Annotated in this window: 21 protein-coding genes and 1 riboswitch; of the genes, 11 read left to right on the top strand and 10 right to left on the bottom strand. The window is 71.6% G+C overall.

The genetic code is table 11. The annotated features are described in order from the left end of the window. Positions 1–19 precede the first annotated feature (19 nt). The gene (locus ACTMVF_RS10565) at positions 20–1,111 is read left to right on the top strand and encodes an enolase C-terminal domain-like protein (protein ID WP_441270686.1); all 1,092 of its coding nucleotides are present in this window, start codon (positions 20–22) and stop codon (positions 1,109–1,111) included. Positions 1,112–1,161: 50 nt separating this feature from the next. Here the strand turns inward: ACTMVF_RS10565 and ACTMVF_RS10560 are convergent, their stop codons facing one another. Both ACTMVF_RS10560 and ACTMVF_RS10555 read right to left on the bottom strand, forming a co-directional pair. Further along, positions 1,162–2,199, bottom strand: a complete 1,038-nt coding sequence (locus ACTMVF_RS10560; protein WP_441270685.1) for an SDR family oxidoreductase — start codon at positions 2,197–2,199, stop codon at positions 1,162–1,164. A gap of 6 nt (positions 2,200–2,205) precedes the next feature. Continuing rightward, positions 2,206–2,727: a phage holin family protein gene (locus ACTMVF_RS10555; RefSeq protein WP_441270684.1), complete on the bottom strand. Its 522-nt coding sequence runs from the start codon at positions 2,725–2,727 to the stop codon at positions 2,206–2,208. 137 nt (positions 2,728–2,864) lie between these two features. On the opposite strand from ACTMVF_RS10555, the gene ACTMVF_RS10550 reads away from it, so the two are divergent. After that, positions 2,865–3,221, top strand: coding sequence for a VOC family protein (locus tag ACTMVF_RS10550; RefSeq protein WP_441270683.1), 357 nt, complete (start codon positions 2,865–2,867; stop codon positions 3,219–3,221). 55 nt (positions 3,222–3,276) lie between these two features. Here the strand turns inward: ACTMVF_RS10550 and ACTMVF_RS10545 are convergent, their stop codons facing one another. The 7 genes from ACTMVF_RS10545 to ACTMVF_RS10515 all read right to left on the bottom strand — a co-directional run bounded on the left by ACTMVF_RS10545 (position 3,277) and on the right by ACTMVF_RS10515 (position 11,113). Next, a complete protein-coding gene (locus tag ACTMVF_RS10545; RefSeq protein ID WP_441270682.1) occupies positions 3,277–3,825 on the bottom strand; it encodes a GNAT family N-acetyltransferase in 549 nt (182 codons plus the stop codon). A gap of 19 nt (positions 3,826–3,844) precedes the next feature. Continuing rightward, a complete protein-coding gene (locus tag ACTMVF_RS10540; RefSeq protein WP_441270681.1) occupies positions 3,845–4,099 on the bottom strand; it encodes a DUF1049 domain-containing protein in 255 nt (84 codons plus the stop codon). A 56-nt stretch (positions 4,100–4,155) separates the two neighbouring features. Next, positions 4,156–5,922 carry a CocE/NonD family hydrolase gene (locus ACTMVF_RS10535; RefSeq protein ID WP_441270680.1) on the bottom strand — a complete coding sequence of 589 codons (1,767 nt, stop codon included), beginning with the start codon at positions 5,920–5,922 and terminating at the stop codon, positions 4,156–4,158. Positions 5,923–6,077: 155 nt separating this feature from the next. Further along, positions 6,078–7,016, bottom strand: coding sequence for a S66 peptidase family protein (locus ACTMVF_RS10530; protein WP_441270679.1), 939 nt, complete (start codon positions 7,014–7,016; stop codon positions 6,078–6,080). After that, complete coding sequence (locus ACTMVF_RS10525) at positions 7,013–8,977, bottom strand: LpqB family beta-propeller domain-containing protein (RefSeq protein WP_441270678.1); 1,965 nt, start codon at positions 8,975–8,977, stop codon at positions 7,013–7,015. The genes ACTMVF_RS10530 and ACTMVF_RS10525 overlap by 4 nt, the downstream gene beginning before the upstream one ends. A 5-nt stretch (positions 8,978–8,982) precedes the next feature. Next, positions 8,983–10,287, bottom strand: coding sequence for a M20/M25/M40 family metallo-hydrolase (locus tag ACTMVF_RS10520; protein ID WP_441270677.1), 1,305 nt, complete (start codon positions 10,285–10,287; stop codon positions 8,983–8,985). Continuing rightward, entirely contained in the window at positions 10,280–11,113 is an 834-nt protein-coding gene (locus ACTMVF_RS10515) for a M55 family metallopeptidase (protein WP_441270676.1), read from the bottom strand. Before ACTMVF_RS10515 ends, ACTMVF_RS10520 begins: the two co-directional genes overlap by 8 nt. Positions 11,114–11,541: 428 nt before the next feature. Beyond that, positions 11,542–11,725, top strand: a riboswitch (cobalamin riboswitch). A 30-nt stretch (positions 11,726–11,755) separates the two neighbouring features. Here ACTMVF_RS10515 and ACTMVF_RS10510 point away from each other — a divergent pair. From ACTMVF_RS10510 to ACTMVF_RS10490, 5 genes are all read left to right on the top strand, one after another. Further along, entirely contained in the window at positions 11,756–12,463 is a 708-nt protein-coding gene (locus tag ACTMVF_RS10510; RefSeq protein ID WP_441270675.1) for an energy-coupling factor ABC transporter permease, read from the top strand. Continuing rightward, complete coding sequence (locus ACTMVF_RS10505; protein ID WP_441270674.1) at positions 12,460–12,834, top strand: energy-coupling factor ABC transporter substrate-binding protein; 375 nt, start codon at positions 12,460–12,462, stop codon at positions 12,832–12,834. Before ACTMVF_RS10510 ends, ACTMVF_RS10505 begins: the two co-directional genes overlap by 4 nt. Positions 12,835–12,839: 5 nt before the next feature. Continuing rightward, positions 12,840–13,589, top strand: a complete 750-nt coding sequence (gene cbiQ, locus ACTMVF_RS10500) for a cobalt ECF transporter T component CbiQ (protein ID WP_441270673.1) — start codon at positions 12,840–12,842, stop codon at positions 13,587–13,589. Further along, positions 13,586–14,437, top strand: coding sequence for an energy-coupling factor ABC transporter ATP-binding protein (locus ACTMVF_RS10495; protein ID WP_441270672.1), 852 nt, complete (start codon positions 13,586–13,588; stop codon positions 14,435–14,437). Before cbiQ ends, ACTMVF_RS10495 begins: the two co-directional genes overlap by 4 nt. 80 nt (positions 14,438–14,517) lie before the next feature. Continuing rightward, positions 14,518–15,996, top strand: coding sequence for an APC family permease (locus tag ACTMVF_RS10490; protein ID WP_441270671.1), 1,479 nt, complete (start codon positions 14,518–14,520; stop codon positions 15,994–15,996). Between the two features lie 182 nt (positions 15,997–16,178). On the opposite strand, the gene ACTMVF_RS10485 is transcribed toward ACTMVF_RS10490, so the two are convergent. Next, positions 16,179–17,288, bottom strand: coding sequence for a heme/hemin ABC transporter substrate-binding protein (locus ACTMVF_RS10485; protein ID WP_441270670.1), 1,110 nt, complete (start codon positions 17,286–17,288; stop codon positions 16,179–16,181). 166 nt (positions 17,289–17,454) lie between these two features. On the opposite strand from ACTMVF_RS10485, the gene ACTMVF_RS10480 reads away from it, so the two are divergent. From ACTMVF_RS10480 to ACTMVF_RS10465, 4 genes are all read left to right on the top strand, one after another. Continuing rightward, the gene (locus tag ACTMVF_RS10480) at positions 17,455–18,216 is read left to right on the top strand and encodes a hypothetical protein (protein ID WP_441270948.1); all 762 of its coding nucleotides are present in this window, start codon (positions 17,455–17,457) and stop codon (positions 18,214–18,216) included. Between the two features lie 16 nt (positions 18,217–18,232). Next, positions 18,233–19,201, top strand: a complete 969-nt coding sequence (locus ACTMVF_RS10475; protein WP_441270669.1) for an HtaA domain-containing protein — start codon at positions 18,233–18,235, stop codon at positions 19,199–19,201. 207 nt (positions 19,202–19,408) lie between these two features. Beyond that, positions 19,409–19,948, top strand: a complete 540-nt coding sequence (locus tag ACTMVF_RS10470) for a hypothetical protein (protein ID WP_441270668.1) — start codon at positions 19,409–19,411, stop codon at positions 19,946–19,948. Between the two features lie 46 nt (positions 19,949–19,994). Beyond that, positions 19,995–22,544: an immunoglobulin I-set domain protein gene (locus ACTMVF_RS10465; RefSeq protein WP_441270667.1), complete on the top strand. Its 2,550-nt coding sequence runs from the start codon at positions 19,995–19,997 to the stop codon at positions 22,542–22,544. The last annotated feature ends 81 nt before the right edge of the window (positions 22,545–22,625 follow it).

Genomic DNA, 22,625 nt, shown 5'->3' with positions numbered 1-22,625 from the left:
CGAGGGGCGGGCCCACGCGATGAAACTCCACCTTCCCGTCGTCTCCGTCTACACGGTGCCCACCGACGCCCCCGAGGCGGACGGCACGCTGGCCTGGAACTCCACGACCGTGGTGATCGCCGAGGTGACGGCGGGCGACGCGACCGGCACCGGCTGGACGTACGGCCCGGCGGCGGTCGGCGACTTCCTGCGCGACCATCTCGCGCCCCTGGTCGAGGGCCGCAATGCCCTGGACATCCCGGCCGCGCACGACGCCATGTCCCGCGCGATCCGCAACGCGGGCCGCCCGGGTGTCGCCGCCTGCGCGATCTCCGCGCTGGACATCGCCCTGTGGGACCTCAAGGCCCGCCTCCTCGAACTGCCCCTGGTCCGGCTGCTGGGCAGCTGCCGGGACCACGTCCCGGTCTACGGCAGCGGAGGCTTCACGACGTACCACGACACACATCTGGCCGCGCAGTTGAACGGCTGGGTGCACGGCCAGCACATTCCGCGCGTGAAGATCAAGATCGGCGAGGACTGGGGCCGCACGGTCCTGCGCGACATCTCCCGGGTCGAAGCGGCCCGCCAAGTGATCGGCGCCGAGGCCGAGTTGTACGTCGATGCCAACGGCGCCTACACCCGCAAGCAGGCGGTCCGCGTGGGCCGGGCCCTCGCCGAGCACGGCGTCGGCTGGTTCGAGGAGCCGGTGTCCTCGGACGACCTGACCGGCCTGCGCCTGATCCGTGACGCCTTGCCGTGCGACGTCACGGCCGGCGAATACGGCTACGACCTCCCGTACTTCGCGCGCATGATCGCCGCGGGCGCGGTCGACTGCCTCCAGATCGACGCGACCCGCTGCGGCGGCCTGACCGAGTTCCTGCGCGCCGCCGCCCTGGCCCAGGCCCACGGACTGCAGGTCTCGGCCCACTGCGCACCGCACGCCCACGCCGCCGCGTGCGCCGCGCTCCCCAACCTCCGCCACATCGAGTGGTTCCACGACCACGTGCGCATCGAGGACATGTTCTTCGACGGCGCCCTGGACCCGACGGGCGGGACGGTGACCCCGACCCAGGGCATCGGTCACGGGCTGACGCTGAGGGCGGAGGAGGTGCAGGAATACCGGGTCGCCTAGGCCGGGCCCGACAGCCCCTATCGGCTATCGGCGAACCAGGCGGCTATCGGCTATCGGCGAACCAGGCGGCTCAGCCGTCGTGCCGCCAGCACACCGGCGCCGAGCGTGAGTGCCTGTCCCATCCGGCCGCGATTCCGCGAGAGCCACTCCTGTGAGCTGCCCCGATGGGACTCGTCGTCGAAACGCCCGTGCGCCCCGAAGTCACGTCCCCGCGCCCCGTCCGCCGGTGTCCACAGGTTCCCCGGACCCGGCTGTTCGCCCTCGTCCTGCTGTGCCTCGAAACCGGTCTTCGCCAGATAGCGGTCCAGCAGGCCGGGAACGACCGCGTTGGCCACCAGCGTCGCGACCGTGGAGCCCCCCACCCAGTACTCCCGCCGCCGTCCGTGGCCGGCCGCATGCACGATCGCCCGTGCGGCGACCTCGGGCTGGTACACCGGCGCCACCGGCCGGGCCCGCCCGGGGAGGCGGTTCAACACCCACTCGAACTGGGGGGTGTTGAGAGCCGGCAGCTGCACCATCGTCGTACGCACCCGGCTGCCCTCGCGCAGCAGTTCGCACCGCAGTGACTCGTTAAAGCCCTGGATGGCGTGCTTGGCGCCGCAGTACGCCGACTGCAGCGGAATCCCCCGGTAGGCGAGCGCGGAGCCGACCTGCACGATCGTGCCCCGGTCGCGCGGCAGCATGTGGTGCAGGGCGGCCCGGGTGCCGAACACATAGCCCAGGTACGTCACTTCGGTCACCCGCCGGAACTCGTCCGGGGTGATCTCGGTGAACGGCGCGTAGATGCCGGCGAAGGCGTTGTTGACCCAGACGTCGATGTGCCCGAACGCGTCGACGACCTTCTGCGCCGCGTCGTCGACGGCCTTCGCGTCGGCCATGTCCACGCTCACGACCAAGGCCTCACCACCGGCCCGCTGCACCTCGTCCGCCGCCCCGGCGAGGCCCTCATGCCCCCGGGCCAGCAGGGCGACCCGGTCGCCCCGCGCGGCGAAGGCGACGGCCGCGGCCCGGCCGACGCCGCCGCTGGCCCCCGTCACCACGACGGCCCTGCCACGTCCCGGCAGGGCGATCTCCCACGGCCCGCGCACCGCGCATCACGCCCTGTGGTGCGGCTGCTCGGGGTCGATGTCGTCCGGATGCGGCGTCCGCGCATCGGGCATGTCCGGCGTCACCGCGCCGGGTACTCCCGTCCCGGGCGGGCCGGGCGGCATCGGCGGGTACGGCAGGCCGAGGCCGCTCGGCGGGGCGGCCGGGGCCGTGCCGCCGAGGGTGCGTCCATGGGCGGCGGCCGACTCGGCCTCGTGCTCCGGTGTCGGCCGGGACGCCGACGGGCGTGCCGCCGCCCGCAGCACATACGCCACGGCGCCGAGAATGACCGCGGTGATCAGCGCGGCGGCCCAGTCCGGCAGCCCGGTGGCGAGGCCCAGCCCCAGGGCGAGCGCGAGGGCGGCGCCCGCGTACAGGGCGACGGCGCCGGAGCCGGCGTACAGCATGGCCCGGCGGCGTTGCCGGCGCGTCTGCTCGCGCAGTTCGTCCCGCACGGTCTCGCGCGCCACCTGCGCCAGTTCGTCGACCAGTTCCCTGTCCAGGTGCTCAAGATGATCGAAGCGGTTCATGGCCGCCGAGTACCCGTACGCGCGTACGGATAACGCGCTCGGTCACGCACCGGTACCGGCGCGTGAGCCACCGCCGGTGTGAGGGGATCGCGTGAAACGATCTCCCTCTGCGAGCGCCCCCAACTAGGCTCGTCCGCATGGACATCCTGGGAACCACGCTGCGCGTATGCGTCGACGACCTGGAGAGGGCAGTCCCCTTCTACGAGCGCCTCGCGGGCGGCACAGCCCTCCGCTTCGAACGCGGCGGCGTACAAGTGGCCGCGATCGGCTGCTTCCTGCTGATGAGCGGTCCGCAGGCCGAGCTGGAGGTACTGCGCAAGGTCGCGGCCACGATCGCCGTCAAGGACGTCGACGAGGCCCACCGGGTGCTCAGCGAACTGGGCGCGCACATCGTCGCGGGTCCGGTGCCGACACCGGTGGGCCGCAATCTGATCGCGATGCATCCGGACGGGGCGATCTACGAGTACGTGGACCGCCAGGGATCGGGATCGTAGCCGAGGCCGTCCGGAATCTTCGGGTCGGCGAGCTCGGCACGCGTGAGGATCAACGTCAAGCGCGCATCTCGGCGGTGACGGCCCACCGCTGATGGTCGCGCCAGGCCCCGTCGATGAAGAGCATGCTCGGCGAGAAGCCCTCCAGGCGGAAGCCGCAGGCCCGGGCGAGGGCGATCGAGGCGGTGTTGGCCGGCTGGACGTTGATCTCCAGCCGGTGCAGCCGCATCGGCCCGAAGGCGTGGCCCACCACCAGGTCCAGGCCCTCCCGCATCAGGCCCCGCCCGGCCGCGTGGGCGAAGGCGCCGTACCCGAGGGCCCCGCTCTGGAAGGCGCCCGCGACGATGTTGTTGATGTTGATGAACCCGGCGATCCCGCCACCGTCGTCCTTCGCGCAGACCAGGAACCCCGCCTTGGTCGGATCCCCGATCAGCCGCCCCGCGTAGGCGGCGTACGCGGCGGCGCTGTCCGGCGGGAAGAGCCACGGCTGATGCAGTTCCTTGCTCTCCCGGACACGCGCGGTGAACTCGTCACCGTCCTGGTAGGTGAAGTGGCGTATGCCCACGCGAGGGCCTTCGGCGAGATATCGGGACGCGGGATGAGGCATTCGGCCAGCCTACGACCCGCTAGCGGCGCCGGCCCAGGAAGAACGCCCCGCACAGCGCACCGATGGCGCCCACACCCAACAGAGCCATCCACAGCGGCATCGTCACCTCGGGAATGAGCAGCCGGATCTCGGTGTCGCGGGTGTTCTGGAAGATGAAGATCAGGACGAGGACCACGAGCACCAGCACGACGACCCTGGCCGGGGTCAGCGCCTCGCGCAGGCCGCCCCACCGACCGCCGCCCTTCCCGCCGATCTTCGACGTCTTCGCGGTCATATGACAAGGATGCTCCGGATGACGCGCTCACGCACGGTGAACGCCCCGCAGGGCCCTCAGCCGACCACCGGCAGCCGGAGCACCCCCGTCTCCCCGGGCGTGCTGACCACCGTCACCGGCTTGATCCCCCGGTTCCCGAAGTACGCGTCGTCACTGGCGGCGATCACGAACCGCAGCCGGTGCCCCTTCTCGTACCGGTGCACGATCCCCGGCAGGGTCACGGTGAAACTCTTCGTGACGTCGGGCACCCGCACCGGCGCGACCAGCCGGTGCACCAGCGTCTTGCTGCCGTCGGGGGCGACGTCGTACAGCTTGGCGAACAGGACGAGCTTGTCGGCGGCGTCCTGGGAGTGCTGGGTCCGCTCGGCCTTCGGGGAGACGACCTTCAGCGTGGCCCGGGGCGCGCCCACGACGTCGGTGGTACGCGCGAGCGGCTCGCTGGTCCAGCCGAGGTAGGTGCCCGGGGTGTCGTACGGCGCCGGGTCCGGCAGCCCGAGGACCCCGTACAGCGAGCTCTCCGAATGGCTCGTGGAGACGGGCCAGTTGGTGTACGTACGGCTGCCGCGCGCCACCTTGCTGCGGTTGTCGACGAGTTTGCCGTCGCCGGAGAGGTAGAGGGTCCGGCTGAGCACGGGGACGCGGTCGGCGGTGGCGTACCTACCGCTGGGGTCGGTGATCCAGTCGCGGTAGTAGGCGAAGGCCGGCCCGGTGTCGACGTTCTTCTTCCCCAGGTAGCGGTCGAACCAGGCGAGGATGCGGCGGCCGACGTAGCTGGTCTCCAAGTTGCCCTGGGCGAGGTTGAGTTCACCGGCGGCCGGGGCGCTGATGCCGCCGCTGTGGCCCCAGGACTGCCAGATCATCTTCGTCGCGGTCCCCTGACCCTTGAGCGTCTTGTACGTCGCTGTCGCCTCGTTGAGGTTGAAGAGGCTGTCGGCCTGGCCCTGGACGAGGAGGGTGGGTGCTGTGACGCGGTTCAGGTACGACACCGGCGAGACACTGCGCGCGTAGGCGAACAGCTCGGCGGTCTGCTTCGCGGGGTAGCGGCCGGAGTTGAGGGTGCGGACGGTGTCGCAGGCCTTGGTGACGAAGTGCAGACAGGCGAGGGAGTTGATACGGGAGGGGTCGAGGTTCGGTTCCAGCAGGGGCTGGCCCTCGCCGATGAGGTAGAAGCCGTTGGCCCACTGCCATTTGAAGGCACCGGGCACGCTGCCGCTTCCGGCGGCGTTGTTCGGGTCGAGGGAGTACGCCAGGTCGTTCCAGGTGATCATCGGCACCAGGGCGTCGAGACGCTGGTCGACCGCGGCCGTGGCCAGCTGGATGGCCCCGCCGTAGGAGCCGCCCACCATGCCGACGCGCGGGTCGCCGGGGGCGTCGAGGGTGACGAAGTCGGCCTTCGTGCCGTCGTCGGCGGCGCGTCCGCCGCCCAGGAAGTCGACCAGCCGTGAGGCGGCGACGCCGTCGATGGTGGGGTCGTCCAGCGAGATCAGGCAGCCGGACTTGCCGAAGCCGAGCCCCGAGTAGACGAGGGAGACGTACCCGCGCTGGGCGAAGGCCTTGCCGATGGCGTCGGTCGAGCCGTCCGTCTTGCTGCCGCCGAAGCCGTTGGTGGCGAGGACGGCGGGTGCGGGGTGGGCGCGGTCCACGCCCGCGGGCCGGTACAGGTCGGCGTCGACGGTGCAGGTGCGGCCGCCTGCCTGGACGGTGAACTTCAGGGCTGTGACGGTGAACTGGCCGGTCGCGGCGGTGGCCGGAGCGGTGAGCGCGAGGGGTGCGGTGAGCGTGGTGCCGAGGACGAGAGCGAGTGGGGCTCGGAATCTGGGCATCCGACGGGACACTAGGACCTCCACACTGAGGCACGCTGGGGAACAGCCCGGCTTACTGACCAGTAAGTACTGGCCGGTTGTCATGGTGTGACACGTGTCAGACGAGGTCAATCGCCGTGACGGAGGTTTCTTGACGGAAATTCAGTGAAGGTGGGTCAGGCGAGGGCGGGCTCGTCGAGGGTCAAGGTCCCCGCGTCGGCGTCGAGTTCGGCGCTCAGCCCGAAGGGAATCGTCAGCGCACCTTCACCGTGCCCGAACCCGAACTCCTCCACAACGGGCACACCGAGGCCACCCAGCCGGTCCAGGAGCAGCGCACGCACCCGCTCGTACGGCCCGCACTCCTGCCACGACCCGAGCAGCACCCCGCGCACGCCGTCGAACAGGCCGGCGCGGTGAAGTTGGGTGAGGTAGCGGTCGAGCCGGTAGGTCTCCTCGCCCACGTCCTCCAGGCACAGCAGGCCGCCGCGTGCGCTGGTCCTGGCATGCGGAGTGCCCGCCTCGGCGGCGAGCAGGCAGAGGCAGCCGCCGAGCGTGACACCGTGCGCCCGGCCGGGGACCAGCGCGGAACTGCCGGTGGAGGTGATCGTGCGCACCGACTCCGGCTCGAACAAGGTGGCTTTCAGATGCTCCTGCGCCCGCGCGTTCTTGATGAAGTCGACGCCCGCCGCCATCGGCCCGTAGAGCGTGGCCAGACCCAGCCGGGCGGCGAACGCCTCGTGCAGCACGGTGATGTCGCTGAAGCCGACGAACACCTTCGGTCCGGCCGCCCGCATCGCCTCCCAGTCGAGCAGGTCGATCATCCGCTGCACTCCGTACCCGCCCCGCGCGCACAGCACCGCGGCCACGGACGGATCGCACCAGGCGGCCCGCAGATCGGCGGCGCGGTCGGCGTCCGTGCCCGCCAGATAGTCGAACTCGCCGTGCCGGTCCAGCACATGGGGTGCCACCACCGGGTCGAGGTCCCAGCCCCGCAGCACGTCGAGCCCGGCCTGCAGCCGCTCCTCGGGCACGGGACCGCTGGGGGCGACGACGGCCACGCGGGCGCCGGGGGCGAGTCGGGGCGGCCGTACGAGTGGCCGTAGGGGCGCGTTCACTTGGCGAGCTCCAGCTTCGGGATGCCGGGCGGATTCAGTCCGAAGACCTGGGCGTACAGGGAGAGTTCGGACTCCAGGACGCGGATCATCGTCTCCGCCCGCCGGAATCCGTGGCCCTCCCCCTCGAAGGCGATGTAGGCGTGCGGCACCCGGCGGCCCTCCAGGCGGGCCAGGAACCGCTCGCACTGGGAGGGAGGGCAGATGACGTCGTCGAGGCCCTGCAGCAGCAGGAAGGGCGCGGTGAGTCGGTCGGCGTGCGCGGCGGGTGAGCGTTCCGCGTAGCGTGCCGGTACCTCGGCGAGCGGTCCGACCAGGGTCTCCAGGTACCGCGACTCGAGGTCGTGGGTCTCTCCGGCGCCCCAGCCGGCCAGGTCGAGGATGGGGTAGAGGATCGTGCCGCAGGCGTAGACATCGGTCGTGGTGAGCGACGCGGCCGCGGTCCAGCCGCCCGCGCTGCCGCCGCGGATGGCGAGCCGGTCGCGGTCGGCGGTGCCCTCGTCGGCGAGGGCGAGCGCGACGGCCGCACAGTCCTCGACATCGACCACGCCCCACTGCTCGCGCAGCCGGTCGCGGTAGGCCCTGCCGTAGCCGGTGGAGCCGCCGTAGTTGACCTCCGCGACCCCGATGCCGCGCGAGGTGAAGTAGGCGATGGCCAGGTCGAGCACGAGGGGCGCCCGGCCGGTCGGCCCGCCGTGCGCCCAGACGACGTACGGCGGCGGTGTGCCGCCGGGGGCGACGCAGCCGGGGTTGTGGGGCGGGTAGATGTGCGCGTGGATCTCGTCTCCGGCGGGGCCGGTGAAGGTGCGGATCTGCGGTTCGGGGTAGTAGGCGGGGTCGACGGCGTCGTCGTGCTCGGCGCCGATGACCCTGGCCCGGCCCGTGCAGGTGTCGAGCTCGATCACCTCGTGCGCGCTGCGAGGACTGGCGCCGACGGCGACGATCCTCTCGCCGTACACCGCGAGTGTGGGCTCGAACTCCGTCCAGGGGCCCGCCGCGTCGACGATCTCGCCGGTCTCGGGATCCAGCACCCCGAGGGCGGTCGACCCGCGACCGTGCACCACGGCGACGAGCCCGCCCGCCAGCGGGGCGAACCAGCGCAGGCCCGGCTTCCACAGCGGCCCGCCGAACTCCTCCTCGCGCGGGCACAGGGGTTCGCCGTCGCGATAGAGGTTCCACCAGCCGCTGCGGTCGCTCGCGTACAGCAACCGGCCGTCCTGCGACCAGTCCACCTGCGCGATGGACTCCTCCGGGCCCCCGGCGACGGTCCGCGGGCCGCCGAGCGTGCCGTCGGCGGCGACCTCCGCGACCAGCAGCTCCGTACCGTCCCACGGCATCCGCGGATGGTCCCAGACGAGCCATGCCGCGCGCCGCCCGTCGGGCGAGATCCGCGGTCCGGTGACGAACCGGTGCCGGTCGTCGGTGAGTTCGCGTACGGCGTCGCGGTCCTGGGCCGCCGAGCCGTCCAGCGGGACGGCGGCCAGGACGCGGCGCACATCGGTGGGGTTCTCGCCGGTGAACTCCTCCAGCACGCACCACACTTCGCCGAGTTCGAGTCGCACCTGCGGCTCCACCCAGCGCAGTCCACCGCCCACGGTGGACACGGGAGTGAGCGCACGCGGCTCGCCGCCCTCCTCGTACCGGTAGAGCCGCTGGTCGGCGAAGTTGACGAAGACGACGAGCGGCCGGCCGTCGACCGGCACGCCCGCCCAGGGATGTCCGCCGTACTCGACGACCCTGCTGCGCACGTTCCACGGAGCGGGCAGCACCGGCTCCTCCCGGCCGTCGGCCCGCCGCCGCACGAGTGTGCGCCGCCCGCCCTCCGTGGGCCGCGGCTCGGTCCACCACGCCTCGTCGCCGACGAAGCCCACATACTCGGGGTGCCCGTCATGCGTGGCGGCGAGGGCCGCGTCGATGGGCGAGGGCCAGGAACCGTACGCCAGCGTCCGCACTGTCTGCCTCAACTCCCCTAGGCCGTCCGCAGAAACCGGTCGAGTACACGGACGCCGAAGTGCAGCGCCTCCACCGGCACGCGCTCGTCGACGCCGTGGAACATGGCCCCGTAGTCGTAGCCGTCCGGCAGCTTCAGCGGGGAGAAGCCGTAGCCGGTGATGCCGAGCCGGGAGAACTGCTTGGCGTCCGTGCCGCCGGGCATGCAGTACGGCACCACGTGCCCCTCGGGCGCGAACTCCTCGACGGCGGCGCGCATCTTGGCGTACGTCGGCGAGTCCACCGGCGACTGGAGGGCCACCTCGCGATGGTGGAACTCCCACTCCACGTCAGGCCCGGTGAGTTCATCGAGGGTGGCGCGGAACTCGTCCTCCATGCCCGGCAGACAGCGGCCGTCGACATAGGCCACGGCCTCCCCCGGGATGACGTTGACCTTGTAACCGGCTTCCAGCATCGTCGGGTTGGCGCTGTTGCGGACGGTCGCCTCGACGAGCGCGGCCGCCGGGCCGAGCTTCTCCAGCAGGCCGTCCACGTCGTCCAGGTCGGCCTCCAGGCCGTACAGCGCGGCGAGTTCGACGAGGGCGGCGCGGACCGTCGGGGTCAGCCGCAGCGGCCACTCGTGGGCGCCGATCCGGGTGACGGCGGCGGCGAGGCGGGTGACCGCGTTCTCCCGGTTGGGTCTGGAGCCGTGCGCGGCCCGCCCGCGGGCGGTGAGCTTGACCCAGCCGGTGCCGCGCTCCCCGGCCGCGATGGGATAGATCTGCCGCCCCCCGCCGTCGTGGAAGGTGAAGGCACCGGCCTCGCTGATGCCCTCGGTGCAGCCCTCGAAGAGCCCCGCGTGCCGGTCGGCGAGAAATCCGGAGCCGTCCTCGGCGCTCGCCTCCTCGTCGGCGGTGAACGCGATCACGATGTCCCGCCGGGGCCGCACGCCTTCCCGCGCCCAGCCCCGGACGACCGCGAGGACCATCGCGTCCATGTTCTTCATGTCGACCGCGCCCCGGCCCCAGACGACCCCGTCACGGATCTCCCCGGAGAACGGGTGCACGCTCCACTCGGCGGCCTGCGCGGGCACCACGTCCAGATGGCCGTGGACGAGCAGCGCGTCCGCCGACGGGTCGGTGCCCTCGACACGGGCGACGACGTTCGTACGGCTGCTCGTGCGCTCCAGCAGGGTGGGCTCCAGGCCCGCCTCGGCCAGCCGCGCGGCGGCGTACTCGGCGGCGGGCCGCTCCCGGCAGTCGCCGCCACCCCGGTTGGTCGTGTCGATGCGGATGAGGTCGGAGGTGAACGTGACGACCTCGTCCAGTGCCTGCCCGTCAGCCATACTGCTCCTCCATCGCGGCCGAGACGATCGTGGTCACTGCCTTGAAGGTACGGATTCCCTCGTACATCCGCTCGCTGGTGTACGCCACCTTCCGCTCCCCGATCCGTTCGACACCGGGGACGACGGTGGCCGCCATGGCGAGGTGCTCGGCGTCGAACTCGACGGCGACGGTGAACGGGCCGCCGCTCACCGGCTCCTGACGGACCGCCAGCGCGGCCGCCTCCTTGGCGGCGGCCTGGATGTCCGCGGCGGTCCTGGCCGGCGTACGGCACACGGCGGCGTACCGCGAGACATGGTCCTTGACGGCGACCTTCAGCGCGCCGGGCGCGTACCCGAGCGCGTCCTCGCAGGCCACGTCGTCGCCGGTGACGAGCACGACGGGCACGCCGTACTCGGCGACGACATGCGCGTTCAGCAGCCCCTCGCTCGCCCGTACGTCGTTCAGCCACACCCCGGTGATGGAGTTGGCGAGGTAGGTGTGGGCGAGGACGCCCTCCATGCCGGCGCCCGCGTGGTAGCCGACGAAGGCGATGCCGTCCACGTCGCCGTGCTGCACGCCCTCGACCATGGACAGCGCCTTGTGCCGACCGGTGAGCATCTCCGCCCGCTCGTCGAGCCGCTCCAGCAGCAGATTGCGCATGGTCCAGTGCGCCTCGTTGATGACGACCTCGTCGGCACCGCCGGCGAAGAACCCCAGCACCGCGGCATTGACGTCCGAGGTGAACATCCCCCGGCACCGCTCCCACTGCGACGTCCCGGGCAGCACGTCGGCCGGCCAGGTAACGCCGGTGGCGCCCTCCATGTCGGCGCTGATGAGGATCTTCATACCAGGCCCTGTCCTCTCCAGGTCGGACAGCCGCAACGATTCGGCGACATCAATGGCTGACACCAGTTTCGTGGAGGGCAGCGTGAGTGTAGACCGACATCGGCGTGTCGCCACGGCTTTGCCCCAGGATGGCCTGAGTCTCGTACGGCTTCGCGCCGCGTCAGAACTTCGTTTCGAGCGAGTGGCCCACCTCGCCGGGTGCCGCTGGGCAGGAGGGTGACGTCGTAGCGCGTGTCGACGGAGCCGTTCCAGCGGCCCTGGAGCTCCGGAAGCCACGAGAGTGGTTTCGTCAGAGGCGTCGGCGCCGTCGCGGCCGACGGCCCACGCCGCGCCGAGCGCACCGGAATACCGAAAACAGGTACGACAGAACCAGGCGAACGCCCCTTTCGCGCCCCCGAGGCGCGCTTGTCAGCCACCCTGTGCGGGCACTACTGTCACCACGCCTTGGTGAACGGGAAATCCGGTGTGATGCCGGTGCGGCCCTCGCCACTGTGAATCGGGAAGTCCGGCTCCAGCCCTCACGGGCAGCCACTGGGTCTTGGGACCCGGGAAGGCGGAGCACGGGCGGTGGTACCCGTCAGCCAGGAGACCGGCCAAGGCGCGTCAACCATCCACGAGGTGCTGGAGAGGGTCTGCTGAGCCATGCACATAGCCGAGGGTTTCCTGCCTCCGGCGCACGCGGTCGCCTGGGGCGTCGCGTCCGCGCCATTCGTCGTCCACGGAGTCAAGTCACTCACCCGTGAGGTCAGGGAGCACCCCGAGAGCACACTGCTCCTCGGCGCCTCCGGGGCCTTCACGTTCGTCCTGTCCGCGCTGAAGCTGCCCTCGGTGACCGGCAGCTGCTCGCACCCCACCGGCACCGGCCTCGGCGCCATCCTGTTCCGGCCGCCGATCATGGCGGTCCTGGGCACCATCACCCTGCTCTTCCAGGCGCTGCTGCTCGCGCACGGCGGCCTGACCACGCTCGGCGCCAACGTCTTCTCGATGGCGATCGTGGGGCCCTGGGCCGGATACGCCCTGTACAAACTGCTGCGGCGGTACGACGTGCCGCTGATGGTGGCGGTGTTCTTCGGTGCGTTCCTCGCCGACCTGTCCACCTACTGCGTCACCAGCGTGCAGCTGGCGCTCGCCTTCCCCGACCCGAGCAGCGGATTCCTGGGCGCGCTCGGCAAGTTCGGCTCCATCTTCGCCGTCACCCAGATCCCCCTCGCGGTGAGCGAGGGCCTGCTGACGGTGCTCGTGATGCGGCTGCTGGTGCAGTCCAGCAAGGGCGAACTGACCCGGCTGGGCGTGCTCCTCACCAAGAAGCAGTCCGGGACCGGGACCGAGACCCAGGTGGTGGGCCGATGAGCAGGAACACGAAGATCAACCTCTTGCTGCTGCTCGTCGTGGCCGCCCTCGCGGTGCTGCCGCTGGCCCTCGGCCTCGGCGACCACAAGGAGCAGCCGTTCACGGGCGCCGACGGCGAGGCGGAGAACGCGATCACCGAGATCGAGCCGGACTACGAGCCCTGGTTCTCGCCGCTGTACGAACCGCCCTCCGGTGAGATCGAGTCGGCGCTCTTCTCCCTCCAGGCGGCCCTCGGGGCCGGTGTCCTCGCCTACTACTTCGGTCTGCACCGCGGGCGGCGGCAGGGGGAACAGCGGGCGCTGGAGCGGGTGGGGGACACCGGCGGCGCAGCCGGTGACACCGCCGGGGAATCCACGGCCGAAAGGGCCTGAGTTCCGTGCTGCCGATCGACGCGGCGGCGCACAGCAGTCGCTGGCGCCGCCGTCACCCCGTGGACAAGGCCGTGCTCGGGCTCGGTCTCACCGTGCTCGCGATCTCGCTGCCGCCCTGGCCGGGTGCGGCCCTGGTGCTCCTGACGTCTCTCGTGGTGCTGCTGGGACCGGCGGGCGTGCCCGGCCGCCGGCTGTGGCGCGCCTACCGCGTTCCGCTGGGCTTCTGCGTGACCGGCGCGGTCACGTTGCTCGTCCAGGTCGGCGGGCCGGAGGGCTTCGTGTCCCTGGCCGACGACGGTCCCCTGCGCGCCGGGGAGCTGCTGCTGCGCACCTCGGCCGCCTCGCTCGGGGTGCTGCTGTTCGCCTTCACCACTCCGATGTCCGACCTGCTGCCCCGCCTGGTGAAGGCCGGGGTGCCCGCACCTGTCGTCGACGTCGCCCTGGTGACGTACCGCATGAGCTTCCTGCTGCTGGACTCGATGCGCCGGATCCGGGAGGCCCAGGCCGCCCGGCTCGGGCATGCCGGCCGGGCCGCGGAGTGGCGTTCCCTGGCCGGGCTCGGGGCCACCGCGTTCGTGCGGGCCTTCGACCGGGCCACCCGGCTCCAGGCCGGGCTCGCCGGGCGCGGCTACGACGGCACCCTGCGCGTCCTGGTGCCCGAGGCCCGGGTCTCCGTCCGCTTCACGGCCGCGAGTTGCGCACTCCTCGCAGCGCTGGCCGCCCTCACCCTCGTACTGGAAAAGGCCCTGCCATGAGCGAGCCCACCGCACTGGTCGCCCTGCGGGGCGCGTCCTACGCCTACGAGGACGGCCCCGTCGTGCTCAGCGACCTCGACTTCGACGTCCGCGAGGGGCGCGCGCTGGCGCTGCTCGGCCGCAACGGCAGCGGCAAGACCACGCTGATGCGGCTGCTCAGCGGTGGACTGCGCCCGTGCGCCGGGCAGTTGACGGTGGAGGGTGCGCCGGTCAGGTACGACCGCAAGGGCCTGACCCGGCTGCGTACGACCGTGCAGCTGGTGGTGCAGGACCCCGACGACCAGCTCTTCGCCGCGTCCGTCGCCCAGGACGTCTCCTTCGGCCCGCTGAACCTCGGTCTGCCCGACGTCGAGGTGCGCGCGCGGGTCGACGAGGCGCTCGCCGCCCTGGACATCACCGCGCTGGCCGACCGGCCCACGCACCTGCTGTCGTACGGGCAGCGCAAGCGCACGGCCATCGCGGGTGCCGTCGCGATGCGGCCGCGTGTGCTGATCCTGGACGAACCGACCGCCGGTCTCGACCCCGACGGCCAGGAGCGTCTGCTGGCCACCCTCGACGGGCTGCGCGCGAGCGGTACCACGGTGGTCATGGCCACCCACGACGTCGACCTGGCCCTGCGCTGGGCGGACGATGCGGCGCTCCTCACTCCGTCCGGCGCACGCACCGGTCCGACGCCCGTGATGCTGGCCCGCACCGATCTCCTGCACCAGGCCGGCCTGCGGCTGCCGTGGGGGGTGGCGGCCGCCCGACTCCTGTGCTCGCGTGGCCTGTTGTCCGAGTCCGCGGCCGGTCCGCGCACCGCCGAGGACCTGGCCGCCCTGGTCGCGGAGGCGACATATGACCGCTGAATGCCATCAATGACTCAATTGTTCTCTCACTCCCTGTTCCATGGATCGACGTACGACGGGAGTACGGGGAGTGAGGGAACATGGCCAAGGACGTCGCGGATCCGGGCGGCCCACCGCGGCCCGCCGGCTTGAAGCCCGATGCGATCGGGTTCGTCGACGCGCTCGTCATCGGGCTCAACTCCACCTCCCCGGCGTACTCGGTGGCGGCGGTCATCGGCCCGGTCGTGGCACTGGTGGGGATCTACGCCCCTGGCGTGATGCTCGCGTCGTTCGTGCCGATGCTGCTGATCGCAGCGGCCTTCTACTACCTCAACAAGGCCGACCAGGACTGCGGCACCACCTTCTCCTGGGTCACCCGGGCCATGGGGCCGTGGGCCGGGTGGCTCGGCGGCTGGGCCATCACGATGACCGGGGTGCTGGTCGTCGGATCGCTGGCGGACGTCGCCGTGACCTTCGCCCTGCTCGCCTTCGGCCTCGACGACTGGGCCGAGAACGACGCCGTGCGCCGGCTGCTCACGGTGCTGCTCATCCTGCTGATGACGGCCGTGTGCGTCATCGGCACCGAGGTGTCGGCGAAGGTGCAGAACGTCCTGATCATCGCCCAGGTCGTCTGCCTGCTCGCCTTCGCCGTGGTGGCGCTGTACCGCGTCTACGCCGACACCGGCACGCTCGGCTCCGTCGAACCGTCGATCGGCTGGCTGGACCCTTTCGGAGCCGGCGGGGCGCCCCTGACCGGAGCCCTGTTGCTCGGCGTGTTCATCTACTGGGGCTGGGAGTCGGCCGTCAATCTCACCGAGGAGGTCGAGGACTCCGCCACCGCTCCCGGCAGGGCGGCCGTGTGGTCGACGGTCATTCTGCTGGTGACCTACGTGGCGGTGGGCTTCGCGGTGGTCGCCTACGCCGGAACCGCCTACCTGGCGGAGAACGCGGCGGAGGAGGAGTTCGTCTTCGCCCTGCTCGCCGGCGAGGCGATGGGCGGCTGGGACTGGGTGGTGCTGCTCTCGGTCTCCACGTCCGCGCTGGCGTCGACACAGACGACGATCATCCCGGCGTCCCGTACGGCGCTGTCGATGGCGCGCCGTCATGCGCTGCCCGCGCATTTCGCCCGCATCCACCCGCGCTTCCGCACCCCGGACGTGAGCACGTGGTGGGTCGCCGCCATCGCCATCGCCTGGTATGTCGTCGTCAACGAGATCAGCGCCAACGCGTTGTTCGACTCTCTCACCGCGCTCTCGCTGCTGATCGCGTTCTATTACGCGCTCACCGGTGTCGCCTGCGCCGTGTACTACCGCCGCCAACTCACCAGCAGCGTCCGCCACTTCATCCTCATCGGCCTCGGCCCGCTCGTCGGCGCCGGGCTGCTGGCATGGCTGCTGGTGGAATCGGTCATCGACATGTCCGATCCCGCCAACTCCTACAGCGGCGACTCGTGGTTCGGACTCGGTCCCCCACTCGTCATCGGCATCGGCATCGCCGCCACGGGCGTGCTGCTCATGGTCGTGTGGCGGCTGGTGGCTCCCGCCTTCTGGTCGGAACGCCCCGGTGTGGTCGACCCCTGAGCTTCCAGGTCGCCGTCGCCCCCTGCCGCCGACCGCCCCGCCGTACGGCCGGAGAGGTCGGTCTGGAGGCCGCCGAGGGTCTTGCGGGGTGTAGGGGTTGTCGATCTCGCGGTCGCGGGCCTCGATATGCCGCCTGAGGTCGGCGCAAGAGATGCCGCCCCTGCCCGGCGTGGAAGTTGACCTCAGGACCGATGAAGGCGATCGACCAGGATGTCGATCACCAACGGCGTCCGCGGCCCGAACCCGAGCAACACCCCGTCCTCCAGATCCACGACCCGCCGGTTCATCCCCGCCGGCGTCTGCCCGATTCCCGGAATGTCGACCAGCCCGTCGATGCCACCGACCGATTCCAACCCCTTGGTCATCATCAGGATCACATCCGGCCGCGCCCGCACCAGGGCCTCGCTGGTGATCGGCGTGAACGGCTTGTCCAGCCCGGCCTCCTTGCCCGCGTCCACCGCCCCCGCCGCCTCGATCAGCGAGTCGGCGCCCGAGCCCTTGCCGCCGATCAGGTAGACGGCCGCGCTGCCGCGCATGTACAGGAAGGCGACCTTGGGCTCGCTGCCGTCGGGCACGGCGGCGCGGGCCGCGGCGAGTTCGTCGCTCATACGCTCATTGAGGGCTTTGCCCGCGTCGGGGACGCCGAGCGCCTCGGCGATGCGGGTGGTGCGCGTGGTGACGTCGGCGAGTTCGGTGGCCGGGTCCAGTACGACGACGGGGACGCCGGCGTCGCGGATCTGGTCGATGGCCTCGGCCGGGCCGGTGTCGGTGTCGGCCAGCACGACCGTCGGCCGCAGCGACAGGACGCTCTCCGCGCTCACGTCGTGCGCTTTGGTGACCTGCGGAAGCTTCTTCGCCTCCGCGAAGGTGGCGGTGATGTCGCGGCCGACGACACGGTCGCCGAGGCCCAGCGTGAACACGATCTCCGCGACTCCCCCGTTGAGCGGCAGGATGCGCGAGGCGTCCTGCACCGTCACCTCGCGCCCGTCGGAGGAGTCGACGGTGACCGGCAACTTGGGCGTGGGCGGCTCCCCTTCGAGGGGGACGAGGGTGTTCTTCGCGAGCTGCTTCTCGGCGGCGGTCGCGCGTTCGCTCGCGGAGGCGGGTGACGCGTCCGCCGTCGAGGAGCCACCGCCCCCGCCACCGCAGGCACCCGTCAGCAGCGCGAGCGCCAGAGCGAGGGGTACGAGGGCGCGACGGCGTCGGGGCCCGGGACGGGTCCTTTCGGCCACTCGGCGAGGTCCGGCCGACGGTTGGGGCCTGCCGGCCGACAGGTGGGGTCTTCCGGTCATCGGGTGGGGTCTTCCGGTCATTCGCATCGCTCGGCCCTCCGGTCTCTCGTATCGCACCCAGTTGATCAATAGCTTAGGTTAGGTTTACCTTATTAACTCCTGGTGGGGGTGCGACGTGAAATCGCCATGTGGCCTGCGCGGCAGGCGAGTTGACCGTACGACCGTGATGGCGGCCTCGGCCGCCGCCGTCCTCCTGGTACTTCCGGCCGCCTCGCCGGCGGCCGCGGCGGGCGCCTCCGCGACGGGCCCGGAGGGCCAGAAACTCACGGTCTCCAAGTCCTCCGGCCTCGCCCCGGCGGGCGAGACGGTCACCGTGTCCGGCACCGGCTACAACACGGAGAAGGGCATCTACGTCGCCTTCTGCGTGGACAACGGCGTCGGCAAGACCCCCACACCCTGCGTGGGCGGAGTGGACATGTCCGGCGAGTCCGGGGCTTCCGCGTGGATCTCCTCCAACCCGCCCTCGTACGGCGAGGGTCTGGCGAAGCCGTACGAAGGCAGCGGCCACAAGGGCTCGTTCAGCGTGCAGCTCAAGGTGCGCGCCGAGGACGCAAACACCGACTGCACCAAGTCCGGCGTGAAATGCGCCGTCATCACCCGCAACGACCACACCCGGGGCGGTGACCAGAGCCAGACGGTCCGGATTCCGGTGACCTTCACCGGCAGCGGCGGGAGTTCGTCGGCCGACGGCAGTTCGACGGTGACGCCCGGTGGGACCGCCGGTGCGACCGAGACCGGCGGCGCCACGGACGGCTCGGGCACCGGCGGCGAGAGCGCCTCCGACGGGCCGCTCGCGAGCACCGGGTCCATCGCACTGACCGCCGGGACCACCGCGGCCGGTCTGGTCACGGCCGGAACCGCAGCCTGGCTCTGGGCGCGCCGGTGCCGGACGGCGAAGGCCGGTCGACCGCACTCAACCGCAGGTTGAAGAGGGAGACTTGAAGATGACGAAGAGACCCGGCGCCGCCGCCGTGACGGGCGGCGCCCTGCTCGCGCTGTTGCACCCGGGCGCGGGATCGGCGGCCGCGCAGGACACGGACGCGTTCCCGCGCACGGTGTCCGGTGGCTACGCGAGCTGGACGACAGCCGACTCGGAACCGGCCGACCACGGCATGGCGTTCGACGTCACCGAACCCGCCGTACAGGGTTCCACCGACCTCGCCTGGTTCCCGGCCACGGGCGGCGGGGCGGACCCCGAAACCGGCGCGGCGGACCTGAAGTTGGCAGGGGCGGCCCGGCTGGTGCCGTCCGCCGGCTCGGTACAGCCACTGACGCTCGGCGGTCTCAGGCTGCGCCTGGACGGCGACGGGGGCGCGCTCCACGCCCGTACGGCCGTCGACGGTCAGGCCCGCGAAGTGGCGCTGGCCGACGTGGCGGCGAGCGGCGCGGGTCCCGTCGTACGGACCAGTGGCGTGACGTGGACGGGATTGAGGGCTTCCCTCACGGACGAGGGTGCGCGGTTGCTGTCGGAGTGGAGCGGCCGCGCGTTCACGAAGGGCGACGGGCTCGGCCTGCTCCATGTGACGGTGGGGACCGGCGGCACCGCCCCTGAGCCCCCCACCGAACCTCCGGCCGAGACACCGCTGCCGTCGCCGAGCGCGAGCGCGCCGGAGAAACAGCAGCCGACAGAGCGGAAACAAGCGGAGCCGTCGGCGACGGTGATCCGGGCGGCGCTGACTCCGGGCGATGAACAGGAAGTCACCGGCGCGGGGTTCGAGCCCGGCGAGGTGGTCCTCGTCACGATCGACGGGGACACCCGGTACCAGGCGGTGGCGGACGAAGAGGGCCGGATCTCCCGGGCCTTCCCGGTGTACGCGACGGCGGTCGAGGGCGCGCACACCGTCGAGCTCCACACCGTGACGGGAGAGCGCGCCGCTGTCGCGCAGTTCGAGGTTCAAGCCGTCTCGGGCTGAACCGGCGGGTTCAGTGGGTTGACCAACGCGAATTCTCATCGAGGAGCGGGCCGCTCGGTCCGCTCCTCGCCATGCTCAAATCCCCTGTGGGCACGGGGAGTTGAAGCACTTTGCCGAGTGTTGACAGCCACCGGGAGTTCATATTTAGGTTTGCCTTACCTAACTCCAACCGGAGTGGGAGCACACCAGAAAGGTGAAGCGCTCACCATGAGAGCTGTTCCTTCCGCCCGTATCGCAGCCCGCACCGGCCTCGCCGTCGCCGCCTCCGCCGCCCTGACCCTGGGCCTGGCGACCTCGGCCTCCGCCGCCACCTCGACCCGCACGGTCACCGACGGCGGCGCCACGTACAACCTGTCGGTGACGGCCCCGGACACCGCCGCCACGGCCGGCCAGGTCGTCAACGTCACCGGCTCCGGCTTCAACACCGGCCAGGGCATCTACGTCGGCCTGTGCGTGGTCGACGGCGCGCAGGGCGTGAACAAGCCCACCCCGTGCCTGGGCGGCCAGGACGAGGACGGTTCGACCGGCGCCTCGCACTGGGTCGACAACACCTTCGGCGGCATGTTCGCCAACAGCTCCAAGTTCGGCTCCGGCGGCACCTTCAACGTGAAGATCTACGTCAAGGCCACCCTCGACGACGGCTCCGTCTGCGGCCAGGACGTCGACTGCGCGATCGTCACGCGTGCCGACCACTTCGACAGCAGCGACCGCACCTACGACGTGCACGTCCCGATCACCTTCCAGTAACCCATCCATCCGGCCGGGCCCCCACCGGACGAGTGAGGAATTCTCCATGCAACTCAGACGCCCGGCGGCGCTCCTCGGCGCCGCCGCGCTCCTGACCGCGTCCGTCGCCGTGGGCCCGGCCGCGCAGGCCTCCGACACACCGAAGACCGGAATCGGCGCGGGCGGCCAGAAACTCTCCGTCTCCGCCACCGCGCACCTGGACCCCGACGGCGAGACGCTCCACGTCACCGGCGAGGGCTACGACACCGCCAAGGCCATCTATGTCGCCCTGTGCCGGGACAACGGCGACGGCAAGATACCGAGCCCCTGCATCGGCGGCGCCGACGAGGACGGCAGCGGCAGCTCATCGCACTGGATCGTCCCCGAGGGCGACGAGTACGCGGGCGATCTCGCCCGACACTGGGGCACGGGCGGCACCTTCGACGTCGAGCTCAAGGTGCAGGCCAAGGACGCGAGCGTCGACTGCCTCAGGTACGCCTGCTCGGTCGTCACCCGCGTCGACCACCGCAACGCCGGCGACCGCTCCCAGGACGTGCGCGTGCCCGTCACCTGGGAAGGCCAGGACACCGGTGGAGGCGACGGCGACGGTGACGGCGTGGACGTGCCGCCCGGCACGATCAGCTACGTCCGGTCCGCCGCGTTCACCACCGTCGGACGCCCTGTGGACCTGCTGCTGCACCCCGACTCCGGGAAGCTGTACGTCGGTTCGGAGAACATCCCCGACACCGCCGACGTGGCCGAGCAGGGCCTGTACGTCCTCGATCCCAAGGACGGCAAGGTCCTCAGCCACATCGCCCAGGCCCCGGGCCCGAACGGTGCGATGGCCGCCCGTGTGGTGCGCCGGATCATCGGCCCGCTCGCCGGTGACGGCGTGGTCTTCCACTACCCGCTGCGCGGCCTCGGCACCGCCAAGGACGGCGACACGGCCGCGCAGGGCCACTGGTACAACGGCGCTTCCTTCACCGGCGTCGGGCAGGACGCCGACACCTCCTCCATGCTGGTGGCGGCCGGCCCCGAGCTGCGCCGTGTCGACCTCGCCACCGGCACCGTGAAGAACACGGTCACGCTCGAAGGTGGCGACCGGCTCGGCGTGGACGCCGCCCGGGGCGTGGCCTGGTCCATCGGCACCTCCGAGGACAAGCAGGTGCTGCGCCGGGTGGACACCACCACCTTCCAGGTCACCGCCACGACCGAAATCCCCGCAGACTCCTCCTACTTCGTCGAGACGGACCCGGCGACCGGCAACGTCTGGCTGGGTGGCAGCACGTCAGTGCTCGTCCTCGACGAGGACGGCAAGCGGCTGACCACGCTGACCGGCACGGACCGGCCCGTGGCGGCGGCCTTCGACAAGACCACCGGGCGGGCCTTCGTGCTGCGCGGGGACATCGCCGGCAGCGCGTCGGACGACGACGACGGCTCCCTGGAGATCCTGGACAGCGCGACCTTCCAGCAGGCGGCCACGCCGGTCACCCTTGCGGGCAGCGACTCGAGCACCTACGCGGGCATCGCCGTCGCTCCCGGCGCCACGTCCGTGTACGTCACCCAGTACACGACGAACAAGGTCGTCAAGCTCGACCTGCGCATGTCCCCCAAGGTCACCCGGTCCCCCACCGACCGGACCGTCGCCCCCGGCGACGAGGTCTCGTTCGTCGCGGCGGCCGAGGGCACCCCGGAGCCGACCGTGAGCTGGCAGGTCAGCCCGGACGGCGGCCAGACCTGGTCGACGGTCGAGGGCGCGACGAGGAACGCGGACTCCTTCACCGCGAAGGCGGCGCAGGACGGCTACCGGTACCGCGCCGAGTTCGAGAACTCCGTGGGCACGACCCGTACGTCGCCGATCACCCTGACCGTCAAGGATTCCTCCGGCGACGGCGGCACCGGAGGCGGCGACGGCGAGGACACCGAGCCGTCCGGCACCCGGACGGAGACGGGCCCCGAGGGACAGAAGCTCACCGTCACCCCGGTCAACAAGCTGGCCACCGAGAACCAGACGCTGAAGGTCACCGGCTCCGGCTACGACGTCGACAAGGGCATCTACGTCGCCCTGTGCGTCGACAACGGCGACGGCGAACTGCCCACGCCGTGCATCGGCGGCGTCGACATGAGCGGCGAGTCCCACTCCTCGGCCTGGATCTCCTCCAGTCCGCCGGACTACGGCCAGGATCTCGCGACCCCGTACGGCGACGGCGGCTCCTTCGAAGTCGAACTCACCGTCGACGCCAAGGACGAGTTCACCGACTGCTTCAAGGCCAAGTGCGTCCTCGCCACCCGCGCCGACCACACCCTCTCGGGCGACCGCTCCCAGGACGTGAAGATCCCGGTCAGCTTCGTCGGCCAGGACCCCGTGGACACCGACCCCGAGACCGGTGACAGCGGCGGCACGGGCGGTTCCGGCTCCTCGGGCGGCACGACGGGCGGCGGATCGGACACCACCGGCGGCAGCAGCACCGGTTCGGCCACCGGCGGCACCGGCACATACACCGCGGGCGGCAGCCTCGCCTCCACCGGCGTCACCGTGGTCTCCGCCGCCGCGCTCGCGGCCGCGTTGACGGCCACGGGCTGGATGGCGTACCGCCGCGGCCGCAGGGCCGAGTGATCTCAGGGTGGTTCGCCCTCCGCTCCCCTCGGCCGGAGGGCGAACCACCGTCGGCTCAGACCCGCGCCGGGCCGCGGTGGT

It is taken from the genome of Streptomyces sp. SD31, assembly GCF_052068475.1.
GTDB lineage: Bacteria > Actinomycetota > Actinomycetes > Streptomycetales > Streptomycetaceae > Streptomyces.
The sequence above is the reverse complement of the archived record's forward strand: the minus strand, read 5'-3'. Positions and strand labels throughout refer to the sequence as shown.

Excerpts from the sequence above, each read along its gene's own strand:
- ACTMVF_RS10550 (WP_441270683.1), top strand. The coding sequence starts at position 2,865 with ATGGACATCCTGGGAACCACGCTGCGCGTATGCGTCGACGACCTGGAG.
- ACTMVF_RS10565 (WP_441270686.1), top strand. The coding sequence starts at position 20 with ATGAAACTCCACCTTCCCGTCGTCTCCGTCTACACGGTGCCCACCGAC.
- ACTMVF_RS10485 (WP_441270670.1), bottom strand. The coding sequence starts at position 17,288 with ATGACCGGAAGACCCCACCTGTCGGCCGGCAGGCCCCAACCGTCGGCC.
- ACTMVF_RS10465 (WP_441270667.1), top strand. The coding sequence starts at position 19,995 with ATGCAACTCAGACGCCCGGCGGCGCTCCTCGGCGCCGCCGCGCTCCTG.
- ACTMVF_RS10540 (WP_441270681.1), bottom strand. The coding sequence starts at position 4,099 with ATGACCGCGAAGACGTCGAAGATCGGCGGGAAGGGCGGCGGTCGGTGG.
- ACTMVF_RS10475 (WP_441270669.1), top strand. The coding sequence starts at position 18,233 with ATGACGAAGAGACCCGGCGCCGCCGCCGTGACGGGCGGCGCCCTGCTC.
- ACTMVF_RS10555 (WP_441270684.1), bottom strand. The coding sequence starts at position 2,727 with ATGAACCGCTTCGATCATCTTGAGCACCTGGACAGGGAACTGGTCGAC.
- ACTMVF_RS10505 (WP_441270674.1), top strand. The coding sequence starts at position 12,460 with ATGAGCAGGAACACGAAGATCAACCTCTTGCTGCTGCTCGTCGTGGCC.
- ACTMVF_RS10510 (WP_441270675.1), top strand. The coding sequence starts at position 11,756 with ATGCACATAGCCGAGGGTTTCCTGCCTCCGGCGCACGCGGTCGCCTGG.
- ACTMVF_RS10535 (WP_441270680.1), bottom strand. The coding sequence starts at position 5,922 with ATGCCCAGATTCCGAGCCCCACTCGCTCTCGTCCTCGGCACCACGCTC.
- ACTMVF_RS10490 (WP_441270671.1), top strand. The coding sequence starts at position 14,518 with ATGGCCAAGGACGTCGCGGATCCGGGCGGCCCACCGCGGCCCGCCGGC.
- ACTMVF_RS10520 (WP_441270677.1), bottom strand. The coding sequence starts at position 10,287 with ATGGCTGACGGGCAGGCACTGGACGAGGTCGTCACGTTCACCTCCGAC.
- ACTMVF_RS10515 (WP_441270676.1), bottom strand. The coding sequence starts at position 11,113 with ATGAAGATCCTCATCAGCGCCGACATGGAGGGCGCCACCGGCGTTACC.
- ACTMVF_RS10470 (WP_441270668.1), top strand. The coding sequence starts at position 19,409 with ATGAGAGCTGTTCCTTCCGCCCGTATCGCAGCCCGCACCGGCCTCGCC.
- ACTMVF_RS10480 (WP_441270948.1), top strand. The coding sequence starts at position 17,455 with ATGGCGGCCTCGGCCGCCGCCGTCCTCCTGGTACTTCCGGCCGCCTCG.
- ACTMVF_RS10495 (WP_441270672.1), top strand. The coding sequence starts at position 13,586 with ATGAGCGAGCCCACCGCACTGGTCGCCCTGCGGGGCGCGTCCTACGCC.
- ACTMVF_RS10545 (WP_441270682.1), bottom strand. The coding sequence starts at position 3,825 with ATGCCTCATCCCGCGTCCCGATATCTCGCCGAAGGCCCTCGCGTGGGC.